Source organism: Paenibacillus sp. GCM10027629, assembly GCF_042676425.1.
In the GTDB taxonomy this organism is placed as follows: Bacteria; Bacillota; Bacilli; order Paenibacillales; family Paenibacillaceae; genus Paenibacillus_K; species Paenibacillus_K terrigena.
Genome location: NZ_JBHTGZ010000009.1, coordinates 322,053 through 342,724, shown reverse-complemented (window position 1 = coordinate 342,724; position 20,672 = coordinate 322,053). Strand labels below are relative to the sequence as shown.

Here is a 20,672-nt window from a genome sequence, read left to right as displayed (position 1 = left end):
TTGATCACGAAGTATTCCAAGAAGCCTACTCGACATCGAATCTTGCGTTCACCCTCGAAATCCGGTACTCATGTAGGTTTTGCCTACACTCCGTTCCTCTTTCTTCGGCTTCTCGCAACCTTCTCGGTGCTGAAAAGCTGATTTTTGAATCTTATTTCATTTTTTTAATTACTTTTGATCTCCCAGCACTCCGCATGCTTCAAACCTGGAATGCGATCCGCCGTAAATACCGGATCCAGTCCCTGCTTCCTCTGTTCTCGATAATCCTTGAGCGCTGCGAGCGCATATTTGCCAATCAGCGCAATAACGATCAGATTAATGAGCGCCATAAAGCCCATGAACAGATCGGCCATATCCCACACGAGCGAGACCTTGGCTACGGATCCTAGAATGACCATGGCAAGCACGATGAGCCGATAGATCAGCATCCAGATTCGTGTATGACGTCCTTTGCTTATGAATTCAATATTACTCTGACCATAATAATAGTTCCCAATCAAGGAGCTAAATGCGAACAAGAAAATGGCAAGACCAATAAATCCATTCGCCCAGTCGCCGACTTGTGAAGCTAGTGCTTGCTGCGTTAATTGAATACCATCATAATCCCCGCTCGTATGAACGCCTGAGAACAGAATAATGAACGCCGTCGCGCTGCATACGAGAAGCGTATCTACGAATACCCCGAGGGATTGAATCATCCCTTGCTTAACCGGATGGCTTACGCTTGCCGTAGCCGCCGCATTCGGTGCACTCCCCATCCCGGCTTCATTGGAGAATAGACCGCGCTTGATCCCCATCATAATCGCTGTACCGAGACCCCCAGCAGCCGCCTCTTTCCAACCGAATGCATGCTCTATGATTAATGCGAACACGCTTGGAATCGCCGTGAAATTCATGACAATAACAAAAAGTGCTAATAAGATATACCCTGTTGCCATAATCGGTACGATGATGGAGCTTACTTGTCCAATTCGCTTCACGCCGCCGAAAATTGTAAGTGCCAGCATAATAGCGAGGACAATTCCGATCCATAACGGATCCCACCCGAACGACCCTTGAAAGGCAGAACTCATCGTATTGACTTGTACCGCATTAAAAACAAACCCGAAGCTAAATGTAATTAATATAGCAAAAATAATGCCTAACCACCGCGCATTCAGCGCTTTTTCCATATAATAAGCAGGTCCACCTCGGAAGGCCGATCCGTCTCGTTCTTTGAAAATTTGGGCTAGTGTTGACTCGATAAAGCCGGATGCCGCGCCAAAAATCGCCATAACCCACATCCAGAACACGGCGCCAGGTCCACCTAGTGATATGGCAATCGCTACGCCCGCAAGGTTCCCTGTTCCGACCCTTGACGCTGTACTAATACAAAAAGCTTGGAAGGATGAAACGCCCTTTTTGCCTTCTGCATCGCCCTGTTCCTTCTCCACTAATAATCTCAACGTCTCACGAACCGCCGTCACTTGCACAAACCGAGAACGAATCGAGAAGTATACTCCTAATGCGATAAGGATCGCGATTAGAATGTAAGTCCACACGAAATCATTCAATACTATTATTTGCTCATGAATCCACTCCACGAAAGCTTTCATCCCTTCTTCTGCCGAATCTTGATGTCATGTTTCTTGACATAAGATACATTTTAACGTAACTTTCAGAAAATGAACACTTTTTTATCGTTATTCACCTTATATAAATTTTACCTTTCGCAGATCTGCCACAAACTATACAAAATAATCCCACCTATACCAACAAAAAAAGCATGCCCTCCTTCTGCATGAGGACATGCGAATGAAAGACATGCTATGTGTTTATTAAGCGTGCTGTTTACGTCCTGGAATTTCTCCCGTACGATTATACACGTCAACGATTATATCTATTTCTTTCTTCAATTCATTCAATAGTTCCGCTTCTGGCACCTTACGGATCATTTCTCCATAACGGAATAACATCCCTTCACCGCGCGCGCCTGCAATTCCGATGTCAGCTTCTCTCGCTTCACCCGGGCCATTCACGGCACAGCCCAACACAGAGACTTTGATCGGAACCTTAATCTTCGCGATGTACTCTTCGACTTCGTTAGCAATCGAGAAGAGATCAATATCGAGACGCCCGCAAGTCGGACAAGAAATTAAAGTCGCTGCGTTAGAAATCAAACCGAATGATTTGAGAATTTCTCGTGCAACCTTCACTTCCTCCACCGGATCCGCACTCAAGGAGATACGTACCGTCGAACCGATGCCCATCGATAAAAGCGCACCGATCCCTGCAGCACTCTTTACAGCGCCTGTGAACAAGGTTCCTGCTTCTGTAATCCCGAGATGAAGCGGATAGTCAAAGCTCTCCGAAGCCATCCGATAAGCCTCAATCGCCATCGGAACATCCGATGCTTTAAGAGAGACGATAATATCGTGAAAATCAAGTTCTTCCAAGATTCCGATATGGAACTTGGCACTCTCGACCATCGCTTCGGCCGTTGGATAGCCATACTTCTCAAGCAAGTGGTTCTCAAGCGAGCCCGCATTCACGCCGATCCGAATCGGAATCCCCTTCTCTTTACATGCCTTAACGACCGCTTCAACCTTCTCACGACGACCGATATTCCCCGGATTAATCCGTACCTTATCAATCCCATTCTCGATGGCCGCTAATGCAAGGCGATAATCAAAATGGATATCCGCCACGAGTGGAATATGAATCTGCTTCTTGATCTCCTTGATCGCCTCTGCCGCTTCCATATTGTTCACCGTTACACGGACGACTTGGCAGCCTGCTTCTTCGAGACGAAGAATCTCCGCCACGGTTGCTTCCACATTTGCCGTCTTCGTTGTACACATGCTCTGAATGATGACTTCATCACTGCCGCCAATCGTTAGGTTGCCGACTTTGATCGGTCGTGTCTGCTTTCTCAAGAACATATTTATTCTCTCCCAAGAACGTCAAAACTCCACCCGTCATCCACCAGCGCTACCTAGCACGGATTTCCGAATGAACAAGTGGAGAATTTGAGTCGCGTTATATATTCACTTCACGCCAGCTTAGGCGCTCTCTTCTTTTTTCTTGCTCGGTTTCTTCGCAGTCAACTCAGGCACAACTTTCTCCTGAATGACTTTCTCTGTAATGACGCAGTTCGTAATATCGTCGCGCGATGGAACTTCGTACATTACATCTAGCATAACACCTTCAATAATGGAACGCAAACCGCGTGCACCGGTATTCCGCTTAATCGCTTCTTTCGCGATGGCTTCTAATGCCGCATGCTCAAACTCCAATTTGACGTTATCCATCTCAAGTAGCTTCTGGTATTGCTTCACAAGCGCATTCTTCGGCTCGGATAAAATGCGAACAAGCGTGCTCTCATCCAGTGGCTCAAGTGTCGAGATGACAGGCAGACGTCCTACAAACTCAGGAATTAATCCGAATTTGAGCAAGTCTTCCGGCAGTACCATCGATAGATACTCGCCTGGTTTCAATTCTTTCGTGCTATCTCCAACGGAGTTAAATCCGATGACTTTCTTACCAATCCGGCGCTTAATCAACTGCTCTAGGCCATCAAATGCCCCGCCGCAGATGAACAAGATGTTCGTCGTATCGATTTGAATGAACTCTTGATGTGGATGCTTCCGTCCGCCTTGCGGAGGAACCGATGCAACCGTACCTTCAAGAATTTTGAGAAGTGCTTGCTGCACGCCTTCGCCAGAAACATCACGCGTGATCGAAGGATTCTCCGATTTGCGAGCAACTTTATCGATTTCATCGATATAGATAATGCCGCGTTCCGCTTTTTCTACATCGTAATCAGCAGCTTGGATTAGCTTCAGCAAGATGTTCTCAACGTCTTCACCCACATATCCCGCTTCCGTCAAGGAAGTTGCATCCGCGATTGCGAACGGAACGTTGAGGATTTTGGCCATTGTCTGCGCAAGCAACGTTTTACCTGAACCTGTGGGTCCAACTAATAGAATGTTACTCTTCTGAAGCTCAACATCTTCGATCTTGCTTTGGGTGTTAATTCGTTTGTAATGGTTATACATCGCCACGGATAATGACTTCTTCGCTTGCTCTTGACCAATGACATATTGATCTAGAATATTGCGGATTTCCATTGGCTTCGGAATATCTTTGAGATCGATATCCTCATCGTGACCAAGTTCTTCCTCCACAATCTCTGTGCAGAGCTCGATACACTCATCACATATATATACACCAGGACCAGCTACGAGCTTACGCACTTGTTCTTGCGATTTGCCGCAGAACGAACATTTCAGCTGACCTTTTTCTTCGTTAAACTTAAACATGGAATCCCCCCCTTAGTTCAAAATGGGCCGAGTGAGAACTTGGTCAACCAGACCATAAGCTACGGCTTCTTCTGCACCCATAAAATTGTCGCGGTCTGTATCACGTTCGATCTTCTCAAGGGGTTGACCCGTCGTATCCACATAAATTTGATTCAATTTCTGCTTCGTCTTAATGATCCAATCCGCATGAATCTTAATATCGGTCGCTTGACCTCTCACACCGCCTAATGGCTGGTGAATCATCACTTCACTATTCGGCAAGACGAATCGTTTGCCTTTCGCTCCAGCTGTCAAGAGTAGAGAGCCCATACTTGCAGCTAGACCGACACAGATCGTTGATACATCCGGTTTGATGAAATTCATCGTATCCAAGATACCCAATCCAGCTGTTACCGACCCACCCGGGGAATTGATATATAGTGAGATATCTTTCTCCGGATCTTCGGCTGCCAAAAAGAGGAGTTGGGCAATGACTGTATTGGCTACATCATCATCAATCGCACTCCCCAAAAATATAATGCGATCCTTTAACAATCTCGAGTAGATATCGTAAGATCTTTCGCCTCGATTTGTTTGCTCTACAACCATAGGTATCAGATTCATTTGACCAACCTCTTTTCCTCTTCAATTAGTGAATTACTGTTATTTTATCACGTTCCAGGTGCCATGTCATTTCCTCTGCAACGACGCTATTACATTCTATGTATCATGGTACTGGAAATTGTGTCTTGCACGAACCTTGGGGCACAGCAATATGTGAAAAAACAATGGGTTGAACGTGATTACACCGCCTTCAAATCCATTTCGCTAGCGAACGACTTATAAGCCTTGCGAAGGCAAAGCTATCATAGGCTGCATGAGCGACTCGAAGTAGATGACCTCAACGTTCATTATGTATGTATTCATGTCTTACGAAGGCTGAATTGGTACAAATAAAGGCACGCATGTGATATACGTGCCTTATTGACCTGCTTCAGTTGTGATTAGTTCTTGCTGTTATCAACAAGGAATTGAACCGTTTTACGGATTGCAACTTCCTCTTGAAGATTTGCAAGGGAACCGTTCGCGCTCAAGATGCTGCGGATTTCGTCTGTGGAGCGTTTGTACGCTTCAGCCATTTTCGAAAGTTCTTCCGTTACATCTTCTTCCGTCGCTACGATGTTCTCTTCTTTTGCGATTTGCTCAAGAACAAGGTTGTTGCGAACGCGTTTCTCCGCATCCACTTTCATTTGACCTCTCATGTCTTCGATCGTTTGACCGGAGAATGTCATGAACATGTCAAGGTTCATACCTTGTGCACGAAGACGGTTGTCGAAGTCGCGAACCATTGCATCAACTTCAGTGTCGATCATTGGCTCAGGAATTTCAACTTCAGCTGCTTCTGCTGCTTTCTCAACGATTTCGCCTTCACGTTTCGCTTCGTTTTCTTTCACTTTGCGATCAGAGATTTGTTTTGTCAAATCTGCTTTGAACTCGTCAAGTGTATCGAACTCGCTTACGTCTTTAGCGAACTCATCATCAAGAACTGGAAGTTGCTTGCGTTTGATTTCATGAAGCTTCACTTTGAATACCGCTGGTTTACCAGCAAGTTCTTCAGCGTGGTACACTTCAGGGAATGTTACATCAACATCTTTGAAGTCGCCTGTTCCAAGGCCGATCAATTGCTCCTCGAAGCCTGGAATGAACGATTTGGAACCAAGTTCCAAGGAGTAACGCTCGCCTTTACCGCCTTCAAATGGATTACCATCAACGAAACCTTCGAAGTCGATAATAACTGTATCGCCTTCTTTAGCTGTATCTTCGTCGATAACAACCAATTCAGCGTGACGTTGTTGAAGACGCTCAAGCTCAGCAGCTACTTCTTCGTCTGTAACAGTTACACTTTCAACTGGAACGGAGATACCTTTGTATTCGCCCAATTTCACTTCAGGCTTAACCAATACTTTCGCTTTGAATACGAAGTTCTCGCCTTTACCGAATTGTTCAACATCGATCTCAGGACGATCAACAGGCTCGATGTTCGTCTCCGCAACCGCTTCAGTGTACACTTCCGGAAGCAAGATATCGATTGCATCTTGGTACAAACTTTCAATACCAAATCTTTTCTCGAAAATAGGGCGTGGAACTTTACCTTTACGGAATCCAGGCACAGCTACTTTCTGTACAACTTTTTTGAATGCCTTGTCCAAGGCACCTGTAACGCGCTCTGCGTCAACTTCAACTTGTAGAACCCCAAGGTTCTTCTCTATTTTTTCCCAGCTTGCTTTCATTTTATGCCTTCCCCTCCAAAAAATTCACATGGCTCGATGCACATGATCAGCGTTTTCGTTGATTCAATGCGCAAGACCCATGACTCGTCCACGTTCGAAACAACCATTATATTATATACAACATCTCGACTTTAAGCAAGAATGCGACTTGACAGAAACCGCCTAAAATGCGTTTCCTCTCTATAGTTCGTTATTCCATGCGTAATAGCGGGCTTTCGATTAAGTTTTTGAGGTGCTTATGCGCTTGCTCCATTCGGAACCTTAGCGCGTCCGTAATTCCGTAATACTCCCTAATTTCGATACGTTCTGCATCGATGTCATGGCCGCCTGACAGCATCTCTCTCATCCAAATATGCAGCGCCGCCGCCCAAATATCAATCGTCGCATCCTCATCGGCCAGAATACTTCGGTAAGCAGGTGTACCGTACATTGCCATTACACATTGCTGCCATAGATCTAACGCAAGTAATGAGAGCCCAGGATCTTGTACCTCTGTCTGCTCTCGGACCCGTTCTGGGACACTGCGTACCGCGGATGGAAAATCATCATATCCAACAGGCGTATCTTGAATCTCGAGTTCTACCGTCTCTTGGCCGCGGGTGAATTGAATGGTCCCTCTGGCCCCGCGTTTGCGCAGCGTCTGAAGAATATGGAACTGCAGCAGTGCAGGAAGCCGCTCCATAACCAACCACGAACGCAGGACGTCATCGATCTCGGGGTGGTCCAAATAAGTGAGCTGCTCTAGCCCTAACAGCTTCTGCGGCGTCAAGGGACCGTTCACGATGCTATCGAGAAGCTTATTCACATAATCAGGGTCTTGGTCCACCTTATTACGAAAATACTGCTCAGCCATGTCTCCTTCGCTCTCGTCCACTTCATCCAGCGGAACTCCTTCAATCGCCCCGGCATCTGGAAAAGCCCCGAGCAGCCAGTCCAATAGAGCCTGCCATTCGGTCTTATGCTGTTCAACGCCCTGACAACCCAGTAGAAATTGAAGCAAACGAACGGCTTCTCCATACTGTTCTGTCTCCAGAAAACGCGTCAGCTGAATCTGATACACATCCAGCATCTTTGGGAATAATATAATATTGTTCGGATAGGTGTCTTGCTCATGCGATTTCGTAATAAGATGCACCAACTTTCTCCTATGCAACGCGTGCTTATTCTGATCAAAACTAATTATACCGAATAAAATTAAAATTTTCTATTGCACTTCATCAAATCTTTTGTTACAATAGGTTCTGTTGTCCCAGTAGCTCAGCTGGATAGAGCAACGGCCTTCTAAGCCGTCGGTCGGGAGTTCGAATCTCTTCTGGGACGCCATTTATTCTTAAATTACATAGATTGATTGTATAGATAATAAGCCGTAAACCTTTGATAATTAAGGGTTTACGGCTTTTTGCTTTATTATACATAAGGTCATTAGAATACGTTTGAATACGATAGAAGCTCATATCACTTTACACATTTTTTACACATGAATTTCTGCACTAAATAACCCGGCATAACCGGGTCTATTCCATGAAATATTCAGCTATCATTCCCCGTTAAGTTAATCTGTCACTGCAAATTTAACCTATGTAATCGAAAGAAGAAAGAACACTAGTAGTTAGTTATTGGCTTAGGAAGCCCCGGATCACTCCGAGGCTCTTTTCATTTCTATATCCACGTTTTCATCATCAGGCACTAATTATTCTGTTATACAAAACCAATACATGCACAAGAGACAATTACTAACAAGATGAACAATACAAGGATAGTACCTGTGCTTGTAAAGCGTTCACGAAACTCTCCCATGATAACACCTCCCTGTTTTTGAGTACATGTTATGTTATGAAGGCTGAGCTCACTTTGTTTGGATGGTTGTTACCGGTTATTCCACTATATTGGAATCAAGATAACCATCGTCTGATCCTCGGTGCAGAAATTACGGTTATTTTCAGAACGGATCGCAACGCGAGTATGACGATAATGCCCTCGTCTTCGGAGTTTTCCCGTTAAGTTAATCTGTCACTGCAAATTTAACCTATGTAATCGAAAGAAGAATGAACACTAGTAGTTAGTTATTGGGTTAGGGAGCCCCGGATCACTCCGAGGCTCTTTTCATTTCTATATCCACGTTATCATCATTAGGCACTAACTGTACTTTATCGGCATTATTAGATACCAAAACCACCAATACATGCACAAGAAACAATTACTAACAAGATGAACAAAACAAGGATTGTACCTGTGCTTGTAAATAAACCTCCACGGAAATCACCCATGTCAACACCTCCTTATTATTAAGTACACGTTATGTTATGAAGGCGGATCTCACTTTGTTTGGACGATTGTCACTGGTTATTCCACCTAAATTGGAATCAAGACATTCATCGTCTGATCCCGTTAAGTTTCAGAAATTTTCTTTTCCTTATCTTTCAGTCATGTTGCACAGAGAGAATAGTAATAAACCCCCTTTTCTTTAGGAGCTTGAAATTTGACACGAACCCGAAGACATCTCTATAATTTTTAATGAACAACTGTTCAATAAAATTTTCGGAGGGACTCGTCATGCGTTTAGAAGGTAAAGTAGCGGTCATAACAGGAGCAGCATCAGGTATGGGGAAAGCGATTGCGGAATTATACGCAAAAGAAGGCGCAAGTGTTGTCGTTTCCGATTTGAACATTGAAGGTGCGGAAGCTGTTGCGAGCAGCATTATATCAAGCGGGGGTAAAGCCATCGCCATCAAAACGAACGTCGCTGATGCGAACGATATTAAAGCGATGATCGATCAGGCCGTCAATGAATTCGGAACGCTCGATATTCTGGTGAATAATGCCGGCATTATGGATAACATGGCTCCTGTCGGAGACGTGGAGGATGAGAGATGGGATTTCATCTTTGAAGTGAATACGAAAGCGGTCATGCGGGCCATTCGCACAGCGCTTCCGATCTTCCTGGCGAAAGGAAAAGGCGTCATTATTAACACGGCGTCGACGGGCGGCTTCAGCGGCGCGCATGCCGGGGCAGCTTATACCGCTTCCAAGCATGCGGTGGTCGGCCTCACCAAGAATACGGGCTTCATGTATGCACAGCAAGGCATTCGCTGCAATGCGATTGCGCCTGGAGCAACCATGACGAACATCGCTTCCACGATGAAAAATGTCAACGAGTTTGGCGCTTCGCGAACACAGGTGACGCAAGGCGTCATTCCACGTGTCGGACAAGCGGAAGAAATCGCGCAAGTGGCTTTGTTCCTGGCATCGGATGAATCAAGCTTCGTGAACGGCGCGGTGATTACGGCGGATGCCGGTTGGACAGCGGGCTTCTAATACGAGCAATCGACAAGAGTGTTAGCGGAATTCTAACATCATATCGAATTTGAATGTAAGGCTGTAGACAGCTTGGCTGCTTACAGCCTTTTTCACATGCTATCATGAGCGCACTCTCGGTCATGTACATTTCGTAGGCAACATTATATAATCACTTCATTGAAAATTATTGAACAGATAATAATAGAGTTGTTCATTAAGCGGATCATAGCCGTGATTTAAATAGGAGATGAATACCGGGAATGAATGAAAGTGATTTAAGGGTCATTAAAACAACACAAGCATTTCAACGGGCGCTGCTCGCGCTATTAAAAACAAAAACGCTCGAATCTATCTCTGTATCCGCCCTTTGCCGGGAGGCCGGGGTCAATCGAGGCACGTTTTACTTGCATTATAAAGACGTCGAAGAAATTTTTGACGAGCATCTTCAACATTTGCTTCAAGATTTGGAGGATTCGTATTACGAACCCTATCGGCACGATAACCAGATCACCCCAAACCGTTTGGACCCTTCGACGATTCGGATCTTTCATCACGTGAAGAAGTACCAGCCGTTCTATGAGATCGTGTTCAATCGGAAATCATCGCTGACCTACTACTACTCGCTGCTGGAGAAAATAAAAAGCTTAATGCAGCAAAGCGCATCGTCTTACCCGCTAGGTCATAAAGACCTCTCGTTGCTTCTCTCTTATCAAGCGAATGCGATAATGGGTCTGCTCATCCAGTGGTGTGAAGACGGTTTTGCACACAGCCCCGAATATATGAACGAACAGCTCACCTACATCTTGGGGGCGGAGGTTAAGACATAAGGTCACATGGAAAACTTTCGTCTGTTCCGGATAAGCAAACGGCATTCCTACACGTGAATTTTCTAAATACTTGGTATCAACCCCTCCCCATGCGGATATAAATGATAAAAAGAAGTGTTGGAGGGGAAACGAATGCATACGGTCTGGAAAGGCGCGATCAGCTTTGGCCTAGTCAACGTGCCTGTGAAAATGTTCTCAGCAACTGAAGAGAAGGATATCTCGATGAAGACGTTGCATAAAGACTGCGGCTCACCCATCAATCATGTGAAGACGTGTCGGACATGCAATACAGAAATCGCATCAGAGAGCATCTTCCGCGGCTACGAATATGAACCGAACAAATACGTTACTTTCGATAAAGACGAGTTGGACAAACTGCTGCCGGAAGCGAATAAAGCGATCAAAGTTTTAGATTTTGTCGATCTGCATGAGGTGGATCCGTTATTTTTCCAGAAATCTTATTATCTTGGACCGGCTGAGACGGGAGCTAACGCATATAGCCTGCTTGTAGAGGCTCTTAAGCGTTCCGGCAAAATCGCCATCTGCAACGTCGTGATCCGTTCGCGAACGAACCTCGCCGCCCTACGAATCATCGATGACTGTATCGTGATGGAGACCATCTATTACCCCGATGAGATTAGACCGATTGGACAGGTTCCCAATCTGCCGTCCCAACCTGAGATCAATGAAAAAGAACTAGCGATGGCACAACTGTTGATTCAACATCTATCCAGTTCATTTAGCCCGGAGAAGTACAAGGACGAGTACCGTCATCAGTTGGTCAACCTGATTGAGAAGAAAATTACGGGTGAAGAAATCACGGTGGCGCCAGCAGCAGCTCAATCGAATGTGCTTGACTTGATGGCGGCCCTTCAGGCTAGCATTGATGCAGCCAAACCAGCCGAAGTCGTGGCAGAGGTCAAAAGCACGAAAAAGAAAGTAACGAGCAAAAAAGCGATGAAGTCGTCGCCGGAGGAGTCTGTTTCATAAAAAAAGAGTCTCGGGATCCCGGGACTCTTTTCATGTGTGTGAATCTATGCTCCCCTCACATCCACTCACAACAGCATTTCATAAATCTGTCTTGCAGCCGCAGGCAGCGGCGTGCTCCGCAGCTTGATGATACCCACCCGTCTTGGGGGGATCGGCGTCTGAAGCTTAATCTCATATAGTGATTGATCAGACAATTCCGCTTCAACAAATTCTCGCGTAACGCAGGACACCCCAAACCCACTCCGCGCAAACTCTACCAGTAGATCAACACTTCCGAGTTCAATTTCGGGCTTCAGGACAAGACCCTGCGCGGCCACAAACCGATCAACATAGGTACGCGTACTACTTCCCTGCTCTAGGGAAATGATGGGGTGCTTGAGCAAGTGTTCAAGTGAAATCGGGGACTTCGATAAAAACTTAAACTTCTCGCCCGTCACGAAGCAATCGTGAATCTCCATACTTTCTTGCACATCGATTTGATGATCTGTGATCGGCAGATTGACGATCCCAATATCGATCTTCCCCTCTTTTAACAATCCGATAATTTCCCTTGTCGTCCGGTTCGTCACTTGGATCTTGATCTGCGGGTAAGCTTCATGGAACGTCTGCAAATGTGGCAATAGAAAATGCCTGCATAGCGTATCACCCGCGCCAATCTTGACCTCCCCTTCAGTTAGCTGCTGAATTTCGGCCATTTTTCGTTCGCCGTTGAGTATAAAATGGTAGGCTTGCTCAATATAAGTGAAGAGAACCTCGCCTTCAGCCGTTAATCGCACACCCTTAGACGTGCGGAAAAACAATTGTCCTCCTAGCTTCGCCTCCAGCTGCTTGATGGAATGCGTCACAGCAGGCTGCGTGATGAACAACTCGGTCGCAGCCTTGGAGAGACTGCCTGCTTTGGCCGTTATATAAAACACCTGATACAATTCCATATTCTGAATCAAAGGGGATGTCACCTCTCCATGTATAAATCAGATTAATATCAACTATTATAAATATTAATTATATTAATAAGGGGAACTTTATTATACTGAAGTTAGAACGAAATTCCAACCATGAATAGGAGTGCAGAAATGACAGTTACAGCGATTGTGGGTGCCAATTGGGGCGATGAAGGAAAAGGTAAGATTACGGATGTGCTTGCGGCGAAATCGAACTATGTTGTTCGTTATCAAGGAGGAAGCAATGCAGGACATACGATTATTAATCATTACGGAAAGTTCGCGCTGCACTTGCTCCCATCAGGCGTATTTAATCCGGGCGTAGGCAATGTGATTGGGCCTGGCGTTGCACTGAACATTCCCAATTTACAAAAAGAATTAAACGAATTGATCTCCCGAGGCGTACCTGCGCCCAAACTTCATGTATCGGACCGCGCACAGGTTGTTCTTCCGTATCATATTTTGTTCGACGAATTAGAGGAAGAACGCCTTGCAGATCGCAAGTTCGGCTCTACGAAGCAGGGTATCGCGCCATTCTACTCGGATAAATATATTAAACTCGGTATTCAAGTCAGCGATTTATATGACGAAGAACTCCTTAGAACCAAGTTACTTCGTTCACTTGAAGCGAAGAACGTGTTGCTTCAGCACTTGTACCATAAACCGGCCTATGAGATTGAAGGACTCATGAACGAATTGCGCGAGCAAGCAGCCTTCCTGAAGCCCTATGTGAGCGACACAACAACGCTATTGCATCAAGCGTTGAAGCAAGGGGAGCAAGTCTTGGTGGAAGGACAATTAGGAGCCCTTCGCGATCCTGATCACGGGATCTATCCTTATGTCACTTCATCTTCTACCTTGGCTGGCTTCGCTCCTGTCGGCGCAGGCGTGCCTCCCTATGCAATGACACGCATTGTCGCAGTAACCAAAGCTTATTCCAGCTGTGTCGGCGAAGGACCATTCGTCGCAGAAATCTTCGATGAACCAGCGAACGAATTGCGCAGACGCGGCGGGGATGCAGGCGAATTCGGCGCAACAACCGGAAGACCGCGCAGAGTTGGATGGTTCGATGCGGTAGCTACGCGCTATGGTTGCAAGCTGCAGGGCGCAACGGAAGTGGCACTGACGAACCTCGACGTGCTCGGCTATCTGGATGAAATTCCAATCTGCACAGCATATAAAAACAACGAGCAGATTACGCAAGAATTCCCAAATACGCCGCAACTGCAGAAATCCGTACCTGTCGTAGAGACGATGCCAGGCTGGAAATGCGATATTTCCCATATCCGTTCGTTCGACGAACTGCCATCGGAAGCGAAACAGTATGTAGAGCATTTAGAACGCTTAATCGGCGTACCTATTCGCTTCATCTCCGTCGGTCCAAACCGTGAGCAAATGATGGAACGCGCGTAAAGGAATGGAGGCGATCACGATATGAAGCTTGAATTAGGTCGTTGCTTATTGATGGATCGGTTAGACGAAGCGAATATGACTATCGATCAGCTCGCGCAGAAACTGCTCCTTCGACCGGAGCGGTTAATCGACTTGGCTGAGAACAAGCGCATCATGTCGCTCAAGATCGCCTTATCCATCGCAGATACGATCGGGTGTGAGGTGAGGGAATTGTATGAGGCTTTTCCCTCACCTCACCTTGCGCCCTCTCGAACAGAATAGCTTACTCTGAGCATGCCAAAAAGGCTTCTCTCATCGTAGTTCATCTACGTTGAGAGAAGCCTTTCCAACTATATATGACCTCCGAAGCTTACAACCAGCCTACTGCCTTCACCTTCCTCCAGCAAAGCGTTGCTCGGCAAATAGGCGGTCACAATATCTCAATACGCATTATACCGCTTTTCCTTTCACCTGCACTGAAGCCTCTTCCACGCTCCGCTCCTGCGCAATAACAGCCTGCGCCGCTGCAATACGAGCAAGCGGAATGCGGTATGGCGAGCAGCTCACATATTCGAGCCCAATGGCATGGCAGAATTGAATCGATTGCGGATCACCCCCGTGTTCCCCGCATACCCCTGCCTTTAATTGGGGCTTAACAGATTTACCCGCCGTGTTCGCAAGCTGAATCAATTGACCAACCCCATCCTCATCAAGCACCTGAAACGGGTTATGAGGCAGAATGCGATGGTCCAAATATTGCGATAGAAATTTCCCTTCCGCATCATCACGGCTGTAACCAAGCGTCATCTGGGTCAAGTCATTCGTCCCGAACGAGAAGAAATCCGCATGAACAGCGATTTGACGAGCCGTTAGCGCAGCACGCGGTACTTCAATCATCGTGCCGACTTTGTAGGCGCATAGTTGCAATTGCATCTTGCTCAGTATCTGACCCGCGATCTGTTCAATCCGATCCCGGAAGAACTTCAACTCTGTTACATGACCGACGAGCGGAATCATGATCTCTGGTCGAACAATGATCCCACGCTCCAAGCAGCTTGCCGCCGCCTTAAAGATGGCCTCAATCTGCATATCGTATACTTCTGGGTAGACAATACCAAGCCTGCAGCCACGCTGCCCCAGCATCGGATTGACTTCTTCCAAGGCTTCCACCTTCTTCATCGCTGCTTCTACTCCAGCGATTTCACGAGCCATTCCGACCTGCCCGCGTAGTTCTTGCAATCTATCTTGCAGTTCCTTTCGTTTCGGCAAAAATTCATGCAGAGGCGGATCTAGTAGTCGAATCGTCACCGGCAGCCCTTCCATTGCTTCGAACATACCTTCGAAATCCGATTGCTGCATTGGTAATAACTGTGCCAAAGCATCTCGCCTTGCTTCAGCATGATCTGCAAGAATCATGCGCTGGACAACAGGAAGCCGCTCCTTATCGAAGAACATATGCTCCGTGCGGCAGAGACCGATCCCCTCCGCGCCGAATTGTCTGGCCACTTGTGCATCGTGCGGGTGATCTGCATTCGCTAGTACGCGCAGCGCGCGAACTTCATCAGCCCATGCCAGCAACTCCGATAATTCCTGCGTCATCTCTGGTTCCTTCAGCTCGAACTCGCCTAGACAGATCAAACCGCGATGACCATCTATTGTCACCCAATCTCCCTCTTGAATAACCTGATTCCCGATTTGGATGCAGTGCTCTGCTTCAAGGAATTGAATCGTCTCACAGCCGCAGACACACGGTTTCCCCATCCCACGCGCCACGACCGCAGCATGACTCGTCATCCCGCCCCGAAGCGTCACGACGCCTTCAGATGCCAGCACCCCTTCAATGTCCTCAGGTGTGGTCTCCGGCCGAACGAGAATAACCCGCTTCCCTTCCTTGCTCCAAGCTACGGCTGTGTCGGCATGGAATGCGACTTGCCCAACCGCAGCCCCAGGCGAAGCAGGAAGCCCCTTCGCAAGTGATTGTTGCTGTGCCTCTTCGCTAATTGCCCGATGTAACAATTGTTCCAGGTGCATCGGGTCTATTCGCTCAATCGCCTGCCGCTTCGTAATGATCCCTTCACGTACCAAATCCACAGCAATCTTTAATGCCGCCTGTGCATTTCGCTTCCCGCTGCGCGTCTGAAGCAGATATAACTTGTTATGCTCTATCGTAAATTCAATATCTTGTATGTCTTGATAATGAAGCTCAAGCTGCTTCACCGTTCGTTGCAATTCGTGATATACGTCTGGCATGACCTGTTCAAGCGCTGCGATCGGCATCGGTGTTCGAATGCCCGCAACGACATCCTCGCCCTGTGCATTTAGCAGGAACTCCCCGAACAATGCATTCTCTCCTGTAGATGGGTTTCTCGTGAAGACAACACCCGTTCCGCAAGTATCGCCCATGTTCCCGAACACCATGCTCTGCACGTTCACAGCCGTACCTTGGTCATCCGGTATCCGGTGTAATCGCCGATATACCTGTGCTCTGGTATTATTCCACGAGCTGAATACAGCTTCGATGGCAAGACGCAACTGATCTACGACGTCCTGCGGGAAGATTCTACCGGTCTTCAATTGAACGAGCAGCTTATATTCCTGCACCAGCTGTTTTAAGCCATCTGCTGAAATCTGTTCATCGCGTAATACCCCTTCACGTTTCTTCATCCGTTCTAGTTGATGCTCGAACAGCTGCGAATCTACGCCCATAACCACATGACCGAACATTTGAATTAATCGGCGATAACAATCAAAGGCAAACCGCGGGTTGCCTGTTAGTTCACTGATTCCGACAACCGTCTCATCATTTAAGCCAACATTTAGAATTGTATCCATCATCCCTGGCATGGAAGTTACTGAGCCCGAACGGACAGAGATGAGCAACGGCTTATCCCGTTCACCAAAAAACTGTCCCTTCTCGCGCTCGAGCTGTGCTAACCCCATCAGAATTTGATGCATAACATCATCATTTAACTGATTCCCATCCCGGAAGTAAGCGAGACACGCTTCCGTCGTCACCGTAAACCCTGGAGGAACGGACAGACCTGCACGCGTCATTTCTGCGAGATTTGCCCCTTTGCCACCGAGTAAATCTACCATTTTTGCATGACCTTCTTGAAAAGCAAATACACATTTGCGGTTCACCATCGTTGCCATGTTCATCGCCCATTTCCCCCCAAATAATTATGATGTCATAAATATAACTAAATAAAGCTCATATTGCAATATATAATGCATTATTTATTTATTATGACACATTAATAAGTGGATTTTTGGTGAAAATAGCGTCCATTTATGCACACAAAAAGAAATAAGCTGTCCAAAAAGTCATACCATATGACCCTTTGGGCAGCTTATTTATATCGATCAGCATTGATCAGCTACATATTTAATTGTTCAAGACACTATGCAGCAGCGCATCTACACTCTGCGGACGTCTACGTTTCTTCGGCTCAATGACCTTCGTACGATTCAGTTCCTCTGCTCTTGCACCGGTTCTACCATCGCTAGATTCAATCTGACCGATAAGTCCCATGATCCGATCCATATCCAAATAAGGAAAAAATTGATTTCGATTATTGCTGCTCATGTTGCCCACTCCAATGATTATTAATACCGGTCATCCTGCAAGCGGAATCCCGTACGATTGTTAAAAAAAACGACAATATTCATTGTATACCATTTTCCATCAAAATTCTACATAAAACAAGAAAGAGCAGCCTTTATACTAGCTGCCCTCTACATCCTATCCTTGTGAGACATTCGACAACATTTTGCTCGGGTCACCCTTCAATACAGCATATACCCACCGTTCAACGCGGGATGGATGCTTGGCGTCTTTCGGCCTCGTATGTTGAGGCCGCTTTGGCGAACGAAGCTTCGTCCGCGTTCGATGAAGGGCTGACTTCACGGCCGGAACCGATATATTATGCATGACTGCAATCTCTTCCATTGAGTAACGGAATACATCCTGCATCAAGAACATCTCCATATGGCGCTCAGGAACTTGGTCAGCTACATGCTCCACAAGCTCGCGTACTTCCACATAACGGTTTGAGTCCACACCGCCAACCTCGATCTGCTCGCAAGGGATGATACGCCCCCGGTGCTTACGATACATGTCGACCCAGATATTTTGAGCCATTCGGTAGAGATAAGCCTTCGTAAATGGCACCGTGCCGCAGCATACCTTGTTACGATAGACGAACGCTTTTAACAATACTTCCTGGTACAGATCTTCTCCTTCCCAAGTCGATGCAGCAACATATATACAATAAGAGCGCAGCTCATCGAGATACGGCGCCACTTCCTCCATGAAATCTCGGTTTCGCTTCACCTTGCTTCGATCCGCGTAATGGACTGACATTTCCATCATGTTAAGTACCTCCTTTTATCCCGTGTCCTAAGCTATTCTTCATGCCTTATGAATCAGAATGACTTGCATACGGTAGAGCAAATGTAAATTGCGTGCCTTCACCAAGCTCACTCTCCACCTGAATCGTCGTTCCATGACGTTCGATGATGGTCTTGACAATGGATAATCCGATTCCGGTTCCATTGCGCCGTGTTCGAGCTTGATCAGCTTTGTAGAATCGATCCCAAACCCGTTCCAGCTGTTCCTTCTCCATGCCAATCCCATAATCTTTCACGATAATGACGGCCTGATCGCTCGCGATCAAATCCACGAGAATCGGCTTGCCATCTGGGGAGAATTCAATGGCATTCTGGATCAAATTCGTAAGAACCTGCTTAATACGGTCTGGATCGCCATAAACTTCGATATCCTCTGCCTCTCCTTCCGAGACCAATCCCGATTTCGGATAGACGCGGAAAATCACTTGATGATTCACAAACTGCGGCTCCATACTCGCAAGCACTTTGCGAATCGTCTCCGTGACATTAAAGGGCCGAAACTGCATCTCTAGCTGCCCGTTATCGATCTTGCTCATATCGAGCAAATCATTCACCAGTCGAATTAACCGCGTATTCAAATCTTTGACGATGCGCAAATAATGCTTCATCCGCTGTTCCGGAACGGTCCCATCCAGGATTGCCTCCATGTAACCATTCATTGATGTAAGCGGAGAACGCAAGTCGTGGGAGACATTCGCAATGAAATCTTTACGCATCCGGTCTACCCCTTCTAGGTCATGCGCCATCTGCTGCACCGTGCTCGCCAGCTCACCTAGTTCGTCTTTGGACTTGAGCGGGATGAACGGCTTGAAATTTCCTCTGGCAATCGCCTGCGTCGCTTCGGTCAGCTGCTTCACCCGCCGCGTCAACTGACGCGACAAGATCAACGTGAAGATAAACGATACAATGAGGGTTACACATATCGCCATGAGCATTCGACTGTGAAATCTGGAGAAATCAGCCTGGAATGCCCGCGATATCACCACGACCGTCCATTTTGGCTTCCCATTGATCAGCACAGAGCCAGCCGTGAACATTTCCTTGCCGTCCTCTTTGTCGATGATATACTTGCTCTGTGTCATCTCTGTGTCTCGTATGACTTCTCGAATCAGATTAGGGTCCGGCTGCAGATCAGCCCGGTTCTCATTGGCGATGCGAAGAATGACCTTCCCTGTCTTCCGATCGAATAGATACAGGGAACGCATCTCCTTCGGAACAACCAAGGATAGTCCGGCATACACGGCATTTTTACTCCAACCTTCGACATAGGCTTGTTCAATGTAGTTCGTAATATCTTTCAACTGACGTAGATCTTGATCTCGATGCGAATTTAATAAGTCGCCACGGAAGAACCAGTTAAACACCAAAGCTAGTGTCAACGTCGAGACGATCAGGAACCCGAGAATGGTTAGTAATATTTTGGTGAAAATACCAAACTTCCACTTCAGCTTCGGCACGCGTATCATGAGGTCACCTCGAACTTGTAACCGACGCCCCAAATGGTAACGATCCGCCACTCCTCGGTTTCACCCAATTTCTCCCGAAGCCGCTTAATGTGCACATCGACCGTGCGGAAATCGCCCGCATAGTCATGTCCCCATACCTGATAGAGCAATTGCTCACGCGTGAACACTTTATTGGGATGGGTCGCGAGTCGATGCAGCAATTCCATTTCTTTGGGCGGCAGCATATATTCAGCATGATTCAACACAAGTTTGTACTCATCCATTCGAATAGTTAAGCCCGGATACTGAATAATCTCCTGTACTAGACCTGCCTGCGTTCTGCGAAGCACGGCCTTGAGGCGGGCAATCAGTTCCTTCGGATCGAAGGGCTTCACGATATAATCGTCCGCACCAAGCTCAAAGCCTTTGAGCTTATCGTAGCTCTCTCCCTTGCCTGTAATCATTAGAATCGGCACGTTGTTATAACGCCGAATTTCTCTGCATACCTCGAAGCCATCCATTTCCGGCAGCATGATATCTAGCAATACAATATCAGGCGGATTCGCGAGGAAGAGCTCAACCCCCTCACTCCCCGTCTCCGCCATATCGTAATCAAATTGATGTTTATCCAAATATAAGGAAAGCATATCGCGAATAAATTCATCATCCTCAATCACAAGGACCTTTGGCTGCCTCATCCCTCGCACATCCTTTCCCAACGCCTTATGATCACGAAGATTAATCATGAAGTAAATTCGGCATCGAATCTTGCATTCAACTTCGAAGTCCGATGCTCATT

19 protein-coding genes and 1 tRNA gene are annotated in these 20,672 nt (G+C 46.7%); 6 read left to right on the top strand and 14 right to left on the bottom strand.

Features of this window, described 5'->3' with window-relative positions; all coding sequences use genetic code 11:
• Positions 1 to 164 precede the first annotated feature (164 nt).
• From ACFQZR_RS10840 to ACFQZR_RS10815, 6 genes are all read right to left on the bottom strand, one after another.
• Positions 165 to 1,595: an alanine/glycine:cation symporter family protein gene (locus ACFQZR_RS10840; protein ID WP_379345658.1), complete on the bottom strand. Its 1,431-nt coding sequence runs from the start codon at positions 1,593 to 1,595 to the stop codon at positions 165 to 167.
• Between the two features lie 222 nt (positions 1,596 to 1,817).
• Positions 1,818 to 2,921, bottom strand: a complete 1,104-nt coding sequence (ispG, locus tag ACFQZR_RS10835) for a flavodoxin-dependent (E)-4-hydroxy-3-methylbut-2-enyl-diphosphate synthase (protein WP_379345656.1) — start codon at positions 2,919 to 2,921, stop codon at positions 1,818 to 1,820.
• A gap of 120 nt (positions 2,922 to 3,041) precedes the next feature.
• Positions 3,042 to 4,301 (bottom strand): ATP-dependent protease ATP-binding subunit ClpX, encoded by a 1,260-nt coding sequence (clpX, locus tag ACFQZR_RS10830; RefSeq protein ID WP_018757000.1) that lies wholly within the window; start codon positions 4,299 to 4,301, stop codon positions 3,042 to 3,044.
• 12 nt (positions 4,302 to 4,313) lie between these two features.
• Positions 4,314 to 4,904: an ATP-dependent Clp endopeptidase proteolytic subunit ClpP gene (gene clpP / locus ACFQZR_RS10825; RefSeq protein ID WP_018756999.1), complete on the bottom strand. Its 591-nt coding sequence runs from the start codon at positions 4,902 to 4,904 to the stop codon at positions 4,314 to 4,316.
• Between the two features lie 380 nt (positions 4,905 to 5,284).
• The gene (gene tig, locus ACFQZR_RS10820; protein WP_379345653.1) at positions 5,285 to 6,571 is read right to left on the bottom strand and encodes a trigger factor; all 1,287 of its coding nucleotides are present in this window, start codon (positions 6,569 to 6,571) and stop codon (positions 5,285 to 5,287) included.
• 190 nt (positions 6,572 to 6,761) lie between these two features.
• Positions 6,762 to 7,706 carry a hypothetical protein gene (locus ACFQZR_RS10815; protein ID WP_379345651.1) on the bottom strand — a complete coding sequence of 315 codons (945 nt, stop codon included), beginning with the start codon at positions 7,704 to 7,706 and terminating at the stop codon, positions 6,762 to 6,764.
• Between the two features lie 111 nt (positions 7,707 to 7,817).
• Between ACFQZR_RS10815 and ACFQZR_RS10810 the strand changes: the two genes are divergently transcribed.
• Positions 7,818 to 7,894, top strand: a tRNA-Arg gene (locus ACFQZR_RS10810).
• 375 nt (positions 7,895 to 8,269) lie between these two features.
• On the opposite strand, the gene ACFQZR_RS10805 is transcribed toward ACFQZR_RS10810, so the two are convergent.
• Together ACFQZR_RS10805 and ACFQZR_RS10800 are read right to left on the bottom strand one after the other, a co-directional pair.
• Positions 8,270 to 8,368, bottom strand: coding sequence for a YjcZ family sporulation protein (locus ACFQZR_RS10805; protein WP_379345649.1), 99 nt, complete (start codon positions 8,366 to 8,368; stop codon positions 8,270 to 8,272).
• A 362-nt stretch (positions 8,369 to 8,730) separates the two neighbouring features.
• Positions 8,731 to 8,838, bottom strand: coding sequence for a YjcZ family sporulation protein (locus tag ACFQZR_RS10800; RefSeq protein ID WP_379345647.1), 108 nt, complete (start codon positions 8,836 to 8,838; stop codon positions 8,731 to 8,733).
• Between the two features lie 286 nt (positions 8,839 to 9,124).
• Here ACFQZR_RS10800 and ACFQZR_RS10795 point away from each other — a divergent pair, with 286 nt between their 5' ends.
• The 3 genes from ACFQZR_RS10795 (at position 9,125) to ku (ending at position 11,685) form a co-directional block, all read left to right on the top strand.
• Complete coding sequence (locus ACFQZR_RS10795; protein ID WP_379345645.1) at positions 9,125 to 9,886, top strand: SDR family oxidoreductase; 762 nt, start codon at positions 9,125 to 9,127, stop codon at positions 9,884 to 9,886.
• Positions 9,887 to 10,128: 242 nt separating this feature from the next.
• Positions 10,129 to 10,695: a TetR/AcrR family transcriptional regulator gene (locus tag ACFQZR_RS10790; RefSeq protein ID WP_379345643.1), complete on the top strand. Its 567-nt coding sequence runs from the start codon at positions 10,129 to 10,131 to the stop codon at positions 10,693 to 10,695.
• 132 nt (positions 10,696 to 10,827) lie between these two features.
• On the top strand, positions 10,828 to 11,685 hold the full coding sequence (gene ku, locus ACFQZR_RS10785) for a non-homologous end joining protein Ku (protein WP_018756993.1): 858 nt from the start codon (positions 10,828 to 10,830) through the stop codon (positions 11,683 to 11,685).
• A 65-nt stretch (positions 11,686 to 11,750) separates the two neighbouring features.
• Here ku and ACFQZR_RS10780 read toward each other — a convergent pair whose 3' ends face one another.
• Positions 11,751 to 12,629, bottom strand: a complete 879-nt coding sequence (locus ACFQZR_RS10780; protein WP_379345640.1) for a LysR family transcriptional regulator — start codon at positions 12,627 to 12,629, stop codon at positions 11,751 to 11,753.
• A gap of 129 nt (positions 12,630 to 12,758) precedes the next feature.
• On the opposite strand from ACFQZR_RS10780, the gene ACFQZR_RS10775 reads away from it, so the two are divergent.
• Together ACFQZR_RS10775 and ACFQZR_RS10770 are read left to right on the top strand one after the other, a co-directional pair.
• Positions 12,759 to 14,039, top strand: coding sequence for an adenylosuccinate synthase (locus ACFQZR_RS10775; protein ID WP_379345638.1), 1,281 nt, complete (start codon positions 12,759 to 12,761; stop codon positions 14,037 to 14,039).
• Between the two features lie 21 nt (positions 14,040 to 14,060).
• Positions 14,061 to 14,300, top strand: coding sequence for a helix-turn-helix domain-containing protein (locus ACFQZR_RS10770; protein WP_379345636.1), 240 nt, complete (start codon positions 14,061 to 14,063; stop codon positions 14,298 to 14,300).
• 168 nt (positions 14,301 to 14,468) lie between these two features.
• Here ACFQZR_RS10770 and ppdK read toward each other — a convergent pair whose 3' ends face one another.
• From ppdK to ACFQZR_RS10745, 5 genes are all read right to left on the bottom strand, one after another.
• On the bottom strand, positions 14,469 to 17,177 hold the full coding sequence (gene ppdK, locus ACFQZR_RS10765) for a pyruvate, phosphate dikinase (protein WP_379345634.1): 2,709 nt from the start codon (positions 17,175 to 17,177) through the stop codon (positions 14,469 to 14,471).
• 226 nt (positions 17,178 to 17,403) lie between these two features.
• Positions 17,404 to 17,604, bottom strand: coding sequence for a hypothetical protein (locus ACFQZR_RS10760; RefSeq protein ID WP_018756988.1), 201 nt, complete (start codon positions 17,602 to 17,604; stop codon positions 17,404 to 17,406).
• A 156-nt stretch (positions 17,605 to 17,760) separates the two neighbouring features.
• The gene (locus ACFQZR_RS10755; protein WP_379345631.1) at positions 17,761 to 18,390 is read right to left on the bottom strand and encodes an RNA polymerase sigma factor; all 630 of its coding nucleotides are present in this window, start codon (positions 18,388 to 18,390) and stop codon (positions 17,761 to 17,763) included.
• Positions 18,391 to 18,436: 46 nt separating this feature from the next.
• Positions 18,437 to 19,945 (bottom strand): sensor histidine kinase, encoded by a 1,509-nt coding sequence (locus ACFQZR_RS10750; protein WP_379345629.1) that lies wholly within the window; start codon positions 19,943 to 19,945, stop codon positions 18,437 to 18,439.
• Entirely contained in the window at positions 19,891 to 20,571 is a 681-nt protein-coding gene (locus ACFQZR_RS10745) for a response regulator transcription factor (protein WP_379345627.1), read from the bottom strand. Before ACFQZR_RS10745 ends, ACFQZR_RS10750 begins: the two co-directional genes overlap by 55 nt.
• Positions 20,572 to 20,672: the final 101 nt, after the last annotated feature.